The organism is Calditrichota bacterium, from assembly GCA_013112635.1.
GTDB lineage: Bacteria > Calditrichota > Calditrichia > Calditrichales > J004 > JABFGF01.
Genome location: JABFGF010000002.1, coordinates 228538 through 240863, shown reverse-complemented (window position 1 = coordinate 240863; position 12326 = coordinate 228538). Strand labels below are relative to the sequence as shown.

The window sequence follows — 12326 nt, the reverse complement described above, 5'->3', positions numbered from 1 at the left end:
AAAATTTTTTACAAATACCAACACAAGAAACCTGAAATTATGAAAAGCTCTGAGATCATTTTATATACCACGCCCCAGGGCAATGTTAAAGTTGAAGTCCTTATGCGGGAAGAAACAGTTTGGCTTACGCAAAAGATGTTAGCGGAGCTTTTCCAGACCACACCACAAAATATTACGCTGCATTTAAAAAATATCTATGCAGAAGGCGAGCTGGAAGAATCAGCAACTTGTAAGGATTTCTTACAAGTTCAAAAAGAAGGAAACAGGGAAGTAAAAAGAAATCAGAAGTTTTACAACCTGGATGCTATTATTTCAGTTGGTTACCGGATTAAATCAAGTATTGCAACACAATTTCGTATTTGGGCAACACGTGTTTTGCGTGAGTTTATCACCAAAGGTTTTGCCCTGGATGATGAGCGCTTAAAGCAAGGCGGTACACTGTTCGGTAAAGATTACTTTGATGAACTGTTGGAACGCATCCGGGAAATCCGTGCCAGTGAACGCCGCTTCTATCAAAAGATCACTGACATCTACGTGCAATGCAGCATCGATTATGATCCACAGGCAGAATTAACCCAACTGTTTTATCAGACTGTGCAAAATAAGTTACATTGGGCTATTACCGGTAAAACCGCCGGACGATGAATTGGCAGCCAGAAAATTTAGCAGTCGGTTAATCCCGTTATGCTCAGTCTGTCATGTTTGAACAACTTTTTACTTCTCAATTCCCAATTCACTTATTTTCCTGTAAAGAGACGAAACACCCAAATCCAACATCTTTGCAGCTTCCTTCTTGTCACCCTGTGTCATGGATAGAATTGAGTTTATATGCTTCATTTCAAAATGGGCAACAGCTTCCTTTAAACTTGTCGGGCCGTTATTTTCCTGGGTAGAAAACATGGGTGGTAAATGTTTGGAATGAATTAATTCATCATCACAAAAAATCATAGCTCGTTCCACCACATTTTCCAGCTCTCTAACATTGCCTGGCCATGAATGTGAGTGCAGCAAATGAAGAGCATTGGCTGAGAAACCTTGTACATTTTTGTTTAAACTTTTGTTAATTCGGTTAATAAAATATGTCACTAAAAGCTGAATATCTTCTGCACGCTGCCTTAATGGCGGGATATTTACTTCAATTACATTTAGGCGAAAAAAAAGGTCTTCCCGAAAACGACCCTCGGCAACTTCTTTTTGAAGGTTTTGGTTTGTTGCTGCAATAATTCGGGCAGCTACCGGATAAGTTTTAGTGGCCCCAACCGGCATTACCTCATGCTCTTCCAAAGCCCGTAATAATTTAACCTGGAGATTTATAGGGATTGTACTAATTTCATCCAGAAAAAGGGTTCCGTCTTTAGCAGAAATAAAAAGCCCATCTTTATCGCGGATAGCCCCTGTAAATGAACCCTTGAGATGTCCAAATAACTCACTCTCAATCAGGTTGTCAGAAATCGCGCCACAATTAACGGCTACAAAAGGTTTATCATTTCGGTTACTGTTTGTATGGATTAAACGAGCGATTACTTCCTTTCCTGTTCCGCTTTCTCCCGAAACCAGAATATTAGAAGGCGTATTGGCAATTCTCTGGATTAGAGCTTTAATCTCTACCGCATGTTGGCTGTTGCCAATAAAGTTATGTTTTTCAGTTTCAATTTCTGCCAGTTGCTGTTTTAAATAGCGGTTTTCTGTTGCAAGATTAAACTTAACGAGTGCCTTTTCAACAATTCTTATTATATCTGCTCGTTTAAACGGCTTACTTATAAAATCGTAAGCCCCGGATTTTATTGCTTCAACCGCCCGTTCAATTGTACCATGGCCGGTAATCATAATAAATTCAATAAGAGGATATTGATTTTTAATAGATTTTAAAAGCTCCATACCATCCATAACTGGCATACTTAAATCGCTAATAATTACAGAAATCGGATGCTCCGTTATAATTTTTCGGGCACTCCTTCCGCTTTCAGCTTGAAAAACGGAATAACCGGAACGTTCTAAAACTTTTGTAATCGATTGCCGGATACTGGTTTCATTATCAACAATCAAAATATTATTTGTGGGATTTTGCAAAGATCACCTTCATTATTAAGATCATTTTATTGGCAGGGTAATTAAGAAATTAGCACCACTATTTTTTGTAATGTATTGAATTACACCGTCATGTTCTTCAATTATTTGTCTGCTAATGGAAAGGCCCAATCCTGTACCAAGATTTTTTGTTGTGTAAAATGGCTCAAATATTCTATCAAGCTGGTCCTCAGGAATGCCTGCTCCATTATCCTGCAGATCAATTTCAATGTGAGAATTTTTTTGAACAACTCCTACGCTTATTAAACCTCCGTTTGGCAAGGCTTCAATGCTGTTACGGATAAGATTTAAAAGCATGCGATGAATCTGATCTTTATCCATATTTAGAATAACGGGCTTATCCGGAAGCTGAATATTCATTTCAATTTTGGTGGCTTTTATTTCATTCTCAATAAGTAAAACCAAGTTATTGATTAAACTACAAATATCATGTTCACTACTTTGCAAGCGGGGCAAACGTGAAAATTGCAAATACTCGTTTGTAAGTTTGGCTAACCGGTCTACTTCACTCATTATGGATTTTAGTAAAAGTTTTGCTTCATCCTTGTCTAACGTGTCGGAAGTCATCTCGTCTTCCAGTAACTCTGCATTGAGGCTTATTGAGGAAAGAGGATTGCGGATTTCATGAGCAATTTTTGATGCCATTTTGCCAATGGTGGCAAGTCTTTGTGATTGGGCGATGCGTTCTTGCATTTTTAGCTGGTTGGTCATATCAATATCAAGACCCATGTAACCAATTTTTTGCCCGTCTCTTATAATTTGCGTTATCGTCAATAAAATAGGGATCAGCTTTCCATCTTTATTTTTATTGGTAATTTCACCTTGCCATCGGCCACTTTCATTTATCGATTTCCACATATCCCTGATAAAGGCATCATCTGTTTTTTCAGACCGAACAATACTTGTATTCTTTCCAAGTATTTCTGTTTTTTGCCAACCATATAAATCAACAAAGGCCTGATTTACATCGGTAATATATCCATCCAAGTCTGTAAGAATTATAGCGTCTGGTGAATATTTAAAAGCGCTTTTAAATAAAGCACAATCGTTTATGGGTTTGTCCATTAAAAAATTCTTTTGTTAAGATTTAATAAAATTAACAAATTGAACACCATTTTCCAATGTATTCTGTTTCCCGGTAGCTTCGGCAGGGTATTTATTTAGGGGACCAGCTTTCAATCATATTTTTAAGGGCATTTCTATCGATGGGTTTGCTCAGGTAGTCATCCATTCCAGAATTTATGCATTTTTCACGATCGCCCTTCATAGCAAATGCGGTCATTGCAATTATATTTGTTTTTGGATTGCCTTCCATTTCCAGGTTTCTAATTGCCACAGTAGCTTCAAAACCATCCATTAACGGCATTTGGCAATCCATCAAAATAATATCATAAGTTTTAGTTTTAATTGCCTTAACAGCATCTGCACCATTTTCAACACAATCGGCATCATAGCCTATTTTTTCCAGCATTTTTAAGGCAACTTTTTGGTTGATTTTATTATCCTCTGCAAGCAGGATTTTTGTCTGTTTTTTGTTCTCTTGCGAATAACTATTTCTAATATCCTGTTTCTTATTTTCATTTAATTTCGTTGTATCTTTAACAAGTGCAGAAAAACAATTGAAAAGCTGTTTATGCTTTAAAGGCAATGTTAAGTGCGAAGTAAATTCATTTTTAAAATCTTCTAATTTTTCTTTAGCATATAAAGGCGTTAATAAAAGCATGTTACATTTTTTATGAGCTTTGTTGTGTTTTAAATATAAAGAAAATTCATCCAAACTAATATCTGGGTCATTTGTTTTAGCAAATATAAAATCATATGAGTTTATGCTTAAATGCTGATACACTTTCGAAAAATCTGTTTCGGTAACCAAAGCTCCCCAGGATTCCAATTGTTTTTTCAGATATAAAGTTGTCGCTTCAGCATCAGAATTTAATAAGGCTTTTTTGCCCCGTAAGTCAATCTGAAACTGATTTTTTTTATGATTTGTTTTGTCAACTTCAATGGTAAACCAGAATGTCGAGCCATTTCCTTCTTCACTTTCAACACCTATTGAGCCGCCTAACAGCTGGACAAACTTTTTAGATATGGCAAGCCCCAATCCTGTTCCACCATATTTGCGTGTTGTGGTAGAATCCACTTGGGTAAACTCTTTAAATAGTTTAGATTGGGCACTTTTTGGAATACCAATTCCAGAATCTTTGACACTAAATTTAATTTTCAATTTCGTATCAGATTCAGACTCCAGTTTTCCACAAATTTCTACACTACCTTTTTCAGTAAACTTTATTGCGTTGCCGGCCAGGTTAACTATTATTTGACGAAGCCGTCCTGGATCGCTTTTTATTTCACTTCTTATAGCCGGATCCATAAGGCAGCTAAAATTCAAGTTTTTTTCATTAGCTTTTACCGCAAGTATGTCGTTAATGCCGTCCATAATATCCCGTAGCTCAAAATCAATAGATTCCAATTCTATTTTACCCGCTTCTATTTTTGAGAAATCCAGGATGTCATTAATTAATGTTAAAAGGGTATCACCGGAGTATTTAACCGACTGGGCATATTCCTGCTGTTCCTGATCAAGATTGGTATTTAAAAGAAGATCTGTCATACCCAAAATACCATTCATAGGAGTACGGATTTCATGGCTCATCGATGCTAGGAACTGACTTTTTGCTATTGTTGCCATTTCAGCCTTAACCCGCATTTGCTCAGCCTCCGCGGCAATAACCTGTATTTCGTTTCGTGCCATTTGCGCATTAATCAAAGCTTCTGTCAAGTTTTCTTCAGCATATCTACGTGAAATACCGATACCCAAAACATTAGCAATTTGTTTTAAGAATTGCTTTTCGTGCGGCATGGCTTTGTGGTTGTGTTGTAAGTAGAAAACAATAACACCTATTACATCATCTTCAACAATTATTGGAATATTATAATGTCCGTGCTCTTTAATCCCGTCATAAGTAGTGGTATGCCGCTTATCAATACAAGAGGCAAATTGTATTTTCTTTTTTTTCGCTGCTATTCCACATAAACACGAGCCAAAATTTACCCTATTACATTTTTTTCTTAAATTAGCTCCAAGTTTATAATGGGCAATCATTTCTAATTCACCATCTCCTTCATGATCAAAGTTTACTAAGAAGATTGCCCCTTTTTTAGAAAGCTTAAGCCAAGGAATTGAAGATAATACTTTGACAAGTGATTTTTGTAAATACACTTTTGTGTTTGATGGTTTTAGCGCCAACCGAAGCAGGGAACTTAATGCCTTTTCTTCTGCAGACTTTCTTTTTAAATTCTCTTCCTGGCGTTTTATTTCAGAAAGATCTGAAAAAATGGCAACATAATGAGTTGTTTTGTTTTCCTCATTTTTAACAGCGCTTATGCTTGCGTGCTGGGGATAAATTTCGCCACTTTTTTTCTTATTCCAAATTTCACCTTCCCAATTGCCATCTGAAACTAGCTTATTCCAAAATGATTTGTAAAAATCAGAATCATGGATACCTGAACTTAGGACCGCCGGGGTTTTCCCTTCAATTTCTTCAAATAGATAACCTGTAATTTTAGAAAAGGCATCGTTAACCTTGATTATTTGCCCATTTTTGTCTGTAATTAGAATGGCTTCATTTGTTTGGAATGCACTTGCCGCAAGTTGAAGCTGCTGTTCATATGATTTTTGTTTACTAATGTCTTGAATGATGATGCTATAAAAAAGCTTGCCGTTTTGATGCAAATTGGAAACAGAAAATTTAATTGGAAAGGAATTGTTATCCTGTCTTACCCCTAAAGATTCGGTCTTCTTTGTAAAAGTTGGTTGTCCGTTAATGAAAAGAATTGGAACCAAAACATTAATATTATTTTCAAGAATTTCATTTTCAGAATAACCAAATATATCTTCAATTAATTTATTTACAGATTCAATAGTGCCAAATTCATCTGTAATAACCAGGCCGTCTGCAATTGTATCTAAGATTGATTTATAATCAAATTCTGTTTCTTTCTGGTCAAGAACAGTCAAGGAGTCCTCACCAGAAAAAACTTTGTTTTCCTGAAATGCCATAATTCCAATTTTTATTTTTGTAATATGTTTTTATTCGGAAACAAAGATATAGTTGTTAATTGAATATTCGTAATGGTAAATAAGTATTCGCAGATTTTTAAAAACTATAAAAGGTCATTTCTATTGTGAAGTCAATCCTGAGGGATTTTTTTGATGACTGCCAAAGTAAAATCATCGTCTAGCTTAGTCTGTTTAATATGTTTATTTACATCGCTTTCAATATTCTTTAGGATTAAATGTGTGGGATTGTTCTGATTATTAAGAATTACTTGTTCCAGCCGCTCATCACTATACTCTTCATGCGCCTCATTCATAGCTTCAACAAGGCCATCTGTATAAAGTGTCAATATATCGTTTTCTTTTAGTTCTATGGTCTCACTTTCATATTGCCAGGGTGTATATCCTAAGAAAAGCCCGCCAGTCCTTAAGTGTATCAGCTTATTATTGCGCACTAAAATAGGTGGATTGTGCCCGGCATTTAAATATGTAATAGTAGAGAAACGGGAATCATATATACAGATAAAAAAAGTGATAAAGCGGTCTTCAGTAGATTTTTTTATAATACTAAGATTTAATTTGTCTACAATTGAAATTAGATCAAGGCTTCCTTCCAGATAGGCGCTTAAAGTTGCTTGCATTGTAGAAACCAGCATAGCTGCAGGGATGCCTTTGCCAGCTACATCGGCCACAATAAATGCTGAGCGGTGTTCATCCAGTTTAATTATATCATAAAAATCACCACTTACTTCTTTGCAAGGAAGATATGTTGCACTAATATCCAAACCGGGTATCTGCGGTATTTCTTGTGGTAATAATAAATTTTGGATTTCAGATGCTACCTGAAGTTCTTTATCCAGGCGTTCTTTTTCCAACGCAGAAATTAATAAACGGGCATTTTCAATTGCCAGTGCCGCTTGTGAAGCAAAAGTAAGCATTAAGTTCTTGTCATCTTCAGAAAAGGGTTGATTATCTAATCTGTTTAAAACGGTCATTACACCAACCATTTTATTCTTATGAACCATAGGAACACATAATATACTGCGTGTCCTGTAGCCACTTCGTTTGTCGAAAGTTGGATCAAAGCGTTCATCTTTATAAGCATCGGGTATAAGGATAGGCTTACGGTTATGAGCAACCCATCCTGAAATACCTTTTCCTACAGGAAGACGAAAGGGTTTCACTTCTTCAGATTTCGGTCCTAAAACAACCTTGAACTCTAACTCATCCGTTTCAGCCACATGCAACATCAATGAAGCGGATTCAGTACGCATAAGAAATTTGGATTTTTCGACAATGTAATGAAGCAGGTTGTCAAGACTATTTGATCCTTCAAAAGCACGGCTAATCTCATGCATTACACTTACTTCAGACATAACCTGTTTTGAGCGTTCTGTACTTTTCTGAAGTTTTTCATCAAAGAAATTTTGGTTATATAAAGATAGAATTGAATGACAGATCAGGCTTACTTCGTTTTCTTTTTCTGAAGCACCTGGGAAAACCAATCCAATAAGTAAAGGCTCTTTTGCTGCTGTTTGTTCACAAAAGAGGGTATTAAGACCAAAATCACTAATAGTTTCAGTAACCGTGTTTGAACCATTCTTACCTATATCAAATATTAGAAATGAGTTTTCTGGTTTTTCAACATTGGGCGGTTCTTTGTAAACAACGGCACCTTTTTCATCAACATAGCAAACATTGAATAGTTTATTTTTAAAAGTAAATACATATATAGAATTTAGCGGCCATAACAATCTGAACTTTTGTAAAAGTTGCTCAAGATTTTTATGAAATTTTTCGGAGTTTAGTAACATAGAGTGTTTTCAACCTAAATAAATATTAACTAGTTAAATATTTTATCCCTGTAAAAGAAGATAAAATGTATATTTTTTTTAATAAAAGATAAAAATTATTTTTAACATGCATTGAAGTTTTGTATATTCCATGCTCTTTAAATAAAACAACAAACCAGGAACAATGATTTATGAAGATTAAAGTACACAATAACAATGTTGACCGTGCGTTAAGAACCTTAAAAAGAATTATGCAAAAAGAAGGTTTTTACAAAGAGATGAAAAAACGTAGTTTTTATGAGAAACCTTCTGAAAAGAAAAAAAGAAAACAAAAAGAAGCTGTTAAAAAGATCAGAAAAATGATGCGTCAGCAAAGGTATTCTTTATAGTAACAGGTTTTACCGAAGTATTCCTTTTCGTTTTAATACTTCCTTTTTTCGAATTAATGCCTGCCTCTTTACAATTTCTGCTACTTCGTAGTCTTGTTTTTCCATATCGGATTCTACAATTAATTGTGGAACCTTTGTAGGAATTCCATTGTCATCTACGGCGACCATATTAAAGTGGCCGGTTGTGCATGATCTTCTTTCCTTGTTTTTTACAGGATTTTCTGAAAACACCTCTACTTTAACTACTAAAGATGTTTTTCCAACCCAAACAACCCGCGCGGTTGTTTCAATTCTATCGCCTACTGTTACAGGATTTTTAAAAATAAAAGCTTCTGTTGAAGCGGTTACCGATGGCCGGTTACAAAAGCGTGCAGCGGCAATACCCGCCATCTCATCCATGATGGCCATTAATTTTCCTCCAAACATTGTACCCAACGGATTGGCATCATTTGGAAAAACGATATCCCAGCTAGACAAAGCAATCGATTTTTTTTGGATCATTATACCTCATTGTTTTTTGGATGGGGCAGAACTCAATTTGGGGAATACTTGTTTCTTTTATAGATTCTCTTTTTTGCAACGCTCTTCAAATATTTCATTTAAATTATAGTTTTTTTCCATAACAAAAAATTATTTTCAGATTATTTAATTTTTAGGAGAACATTATGGGCCGCATACAAATTTGGGCAATAGTTTTAATATTACTAATGAGCACATTCCTTTTGTCACAAGTAAATACAGAAGAATTTGCTTCGCGGCGAGAGGCTTTGATGCAAAAATTAGATGATGGGGTTATAATTTTGCGAGGTGCCACTTTACAACCAAGAAATAATGATGTTGAATATAAATTTCGCCAAAAAAGCGATTTTTATTATTTGAGCGCCTTTGATGAACCGGATGCCACAATGATAATTATGCCAGGTGATGCGAAAAATTTTATTCTTTTTGTGAAACCAAATGATCCTAGAATGGCGATTTGGGTAGGAGAATCTTATGGAGTGCATGGAGCCATGAATATTTTTAAGGCTGATACGGCGTATTCAAAGGATCTGTTTGAAGAAAAATTAAAAACCTTGCTACGTGGGAAAGAGAAAGTTTATTTCCCTTTTGATGATTTGGAATTAATAGAAACTGTTTTAGGGGTACTTAAATCTTCCTGGGGCATGTATCCTAAAAAAACTGAAGATGTTAGAAAACACATTGGTGAATTGCGTTTAATTAAAAGTACCTGGGAAGTTGAACAGTTACAAAAATCAATTGACATAACGGTAGAAGCACAAAAAGAAGCGATGCAAGCTACAAAAGCCGGATTATTTGAGTACGAAATTGATGCGTTGATTAATTATGTCTATTTAAAAAATGGTAGCCCGAGAGTTGGATTTCCGTCTATTGTAGGTTCTGGTGTAAACTCGACCATTTTACATTATCAAGACAATGATTATAAAATGAAAAATGGTGATGTTGTGGTGATGGATATTGGCGCGGAGTTTGGGATGTACTCTGCCGACGTGACTCGTACAATTCCGGTAAATGGCAAATTCTCGAAAGAGCAAGCGGATATTTACCAAATAGTATTGGATGCGCAAAATGCAGGAATTGAAAAGACGAAACCAGGAATTGGAATTGGTGAAGTCCATGAAACAAGTGCACGTGTTATTCAAGATGGATTATTAGAATTAGGATTAATTACAGATAAAAACAGTCGTTGGCAAACCAGAGTTTGGTTTATGCATGGTGTAAGCCATTGGCTTGGATTGGATACACATGATGCCGGTGGCTATTCGGAGAGAAGTAAAAAGGGACGTATATTAGAAGAGGGAATGGTTTTTACAGTAGAGCCAGGGATATATGTTGCACCAAAAGCATTGGAAAATATTAAGACCATGTTTCGCGGAAGAGTTTCTGCAGAAGAAATTGATGCTTTTATTGAATCTGTTAAACCAGCTTTTGAAAAATACAAAAATATTGGTGTCAGAATTGAAGATGATATTCTTGTAACAAAAGATGGTTACCGAAATTTGTCTAAAGAAGCTCCCCGGGAAATTGATGCCATTGAAAAATTAATGGCAAAGAAAAGTAGTTTTGTGAAGAATTAAAAATATATAGATTTTAGCTCGAAGGCCTTACTCAATTCCAAAATGTAAATATTTGGTACCCTTCGCGAACCAGGGAAAAATCAATCCCTAAAAATTTTGCTGTTTGAGCAATTGATACCCAAAAGATTTCACTTACCGGAGTATCATTGAAGAGAAGGAAAAATATTGCCAGGAAAAATAATCCTGAAAGCTTGTGCAGTTTTAATCTCAAATTTTTATTTAGAAAATGTTCAAAAATACCAAATCCATCCAAGCCCGGTATGGGAAGTAAGTTTAAAAACAGGGCACTGATTTGCAAAAGGGCCAAAAGTGAAAGGGCAGCCCAAAATGGTCGGTTATAACTCGCATCGGCCATGCCAAAGAAGAATGGAAATATTAAAATTATTGCAAAAAGTAAAGTTGCAATCGGGCCTGCTGCCGATACTAAGCTTTTTTCTTTGTTTGTTTTTATTGCTGCCATATTTATATAAACTGCACCACCGGGAAAACCAATTCCACCCATCATTAAAAATACCACAGGCATGATTATGCTCATTAACAGGTTTGTGTATTTTAGCGGATTTAAAGTAAGGTAGCCTTTTTCTTCAACACTTTTATCTCCAAAACGAAATGCTGTATAGGCGTGGCCAAATTCATGCAGGCTCAAAGAAATTATCCAGCCACTGATTACAAAAATAAAAGTCCAGATACCAATATTTTCTGAATTATCTGATAGCTGAGTTGCTGAAAAAAGGCAGGTTCCAACAAGTATTAAGAATATTGGGCTAAGTTGAAATTGAAAATTATTTCTCATCGATACTATCTGCCAGTTTATTTAATGCAGTCTCTGTCATCCGAAAACCAAACCACTCTTTCATAGCAATTGCTCCCAGGCTTTCATAAAAATTAATAGCTGGTTTGTTCCAGTCGAGTACCGACCATTCCAGTCTTCCACAATCTCTTTCAACAGCGAGTTTGGCTAAAAATGCTAGCATTTGTTTGCCATAACCTTTTCCTCGAGATTCTTCTTTTACAAATAAATCTTCTAAATAGATTCCGGGTTTTGCTAAAAAAGTTGAATAGTTTTTAAAAATCAGGGCAAAACAAACAGGTTTATCATTTTCATATCCCAAAAAAACTTCAGCAAATGCATTTTTTGAAAAAAGAGTTCTCTCCAGTTTTGTAACATCGGCAATTACTTCATGTTCAAGATTTTCATATTTTGCTAAATCCCTTATAAAATCTAATACTAAAGGACAATCCTCTTTTATTGCAGTACGAATTTCTAACTTCATTAAACCAGACCTCTTTGCATTGTAATGTTTACAATCAAAAATGATAAAATCATAAAAAGCAAATTTTTTTTAAAATAAAATGTAACATTAGAATAACAACTCGCGTAAAGAACCTCAAAACAAATTTAAACAAGCCTTAAAACAAGGAGTTGTTATGAGAAAATTTTTAGTTACCTTTTTAATAGTAAGTTTGCTTTCATCATTTGCTTTTGCGGTACCAAATAATGACCAAGTAGATTGGGACCTGTTCAGCGATAATCTTAAATCTTCGTTAAAATCCGAAAATATGGGTGTAAAGTTATCCGCAATGCAACTAATTATCAAACATAGTGAAAACTTGAGCATTGATAACCGAAATGCTGTTTATGATGTTATGCGTGAGTTTAGAAATAATAATAATCTAAATATCCGCAGGCTTTCCTTAATAACTTTATACAAAATGAAAAATGATTGGGCCATTGATTTTCTTAAAAGGATTTACAAATTTGAAAAAAATGAGATAATTAAATCCACAATTGAATCAATCGTTTTTGCATACGACAATGATGACAAAGAGAAAGTTACAAAGATTGTAGATGATGCATATTTAAGCTTAGCATTCTAAGATAAAAAACCTCGAAAGACCCCAA

The 12326-nt window shown here is 35.1% G+C and carries 11 protein-coding genes; 4 read left to right on the top strand and 7 right to left on the bottom strand.

Going from position 1 to position 12326, the window contains the following annotated elements:
* The first annotated feature begins 39 nt into the window (after positions 1-39).
* A complete protein-coding gene (locus HND50_06175; protein NOG44799.1) occupies positions 40-645 on the top strand; it encodes a hypothetical protein in 606 nt (201 codons plus the stop codon).
* A gap of 69 nt (positions 646-714) precedes the next feature.
* On the opposite strand, the gene HND50_06170 is transcribed toward HND50_06175, so the two are convergent.
* The 4 genes from HND50_06170 to HND50_06155 form a co-directional block, all read right to left on the bottom strand.
* Positions 715-2070 (bottom strand): sigma-54-dependent Fis family transcriptional regulator, encoded by a 1356-nt coding sequence (locus HND50_06170; protein ID NOG44798.1) that lies wholly within the window; start codon positions 2068-2070, stop codon positions 715-717.
* A 21-nt stretch (positions 2071-2091) separates the two neighbouring features.
* Entirely contained in the window at positions 2092-3153 is a 1062-nt protein-coding gene (locus HND50_06165) for a PAS domain S-box protein (protein NOG44797.1), read from the bottom strand.
* 91 nt (positions 3154-3244) lie between these two features.
* Positions 3245-6148: a PAS domain S-box protein gene (locus HND50_06160; protein ID NOG44796.1), complete on the bottom strand. Its 2904-nt coding sequence runs from the start codon at positions 6146-6148 to the stop codon at positions 3245-3247.
* A gap of 131 nt (positions 6149-6279) precedes the next feature.
* Entirely contained in the window at positions 6280-7959 is a 1680-nt protein-coding gene (locus tag HND50_06155) for a SpoIIE family protein phosphatase (protein NOG44795.1), read from the bottom strand.
* Positions 7960-8129: 170 nt separating this feature from the next.
* On the opposite strand from HND50_06155, the gene rpsU reads away from it, so the two are divergent.
* Positions 8130-8327, top strand: a complete 198-nt coding sequence (gene rpsU / locus HND50_06150; GenBank protein ID NOG44794.1) for a 30S ribosomal protein S21 — start codon at positions 8130-8132, stop codon at positions 8325-8327.
* Positions 8328-8336: 9 nt separating this feature from the next.
* On the opposite strand, the gene HND50_06145 is transcribed toward rpsU, so the two are convergent.
* Complete coding sequence (locus HND50_06145) at positions 8337-8828, bottom strand: acyl-CoA thioesterase (GenBank protein ID NOG44793.1); 492 nt, start codon at positions 8826-8828, stop codon at positions 8337-8339.
* Between the two features lie 164 nt (positions 8829-8992).
* Here HND50_06145 and HND50_06140 point away from each other — a divergent pair, with 164 nt between their 5' ends.
* Entirely contained in the window at positions 8993-10423 is a 1431-nt protein-coding gene (locus HND50_06140) for a M24 family metallopeptidase (protein NOG44792.1), read from the top strand.
* 31 nt (positions 10424-10454) lie between these two features.
* Here the strand turns inward: HND50_06140 and HND50_06135 are convergent, their stop codons facing one another.
* Together HND50_06135 and HND50_06130 are read right to left on the bottom strand one after the other, a co-directional pair.
* On the bottom strand, positions 10455-11216 hold the full coding sequence (locus tag HND50_06135; GenBank protein ID NOG44791.1) for a site-2 protease family protein: 762 nt from the start codon (positions 11214-11216) through the stop codon (positions 10455-10457).
* Positions 11206-11697 (bottom strand): GNAT family N-acetyltransferase, encoded by a 492-nt coding sequence (locus tag HND50_06130; GenBank protein ID NOG44790.1) that lies wholly within the window; start codon positions 11695-11697, stop codon positions 11206-11208. Before HND50_06130 ends, HND50_06135 begins: the two co-directional genes overlap by 11 nt.
* A 154-nt stretch (positions 11698-11851) precedes the next feature.
* Between HND50_06130 and HND50_06125 the strand changes: the two genes are divergently transcribed.
* Complete coding sequence (locus tag HND50_06125) at positions 11852-12301, top strand: hypothetical protein (GenBank protein ID NOG44789.1); 450 nt, start codon at positions 11852-11854, stop codon at positions 12299-12301.
* Positions 12302-12326 lie beyond the last annotated feature (25 nt).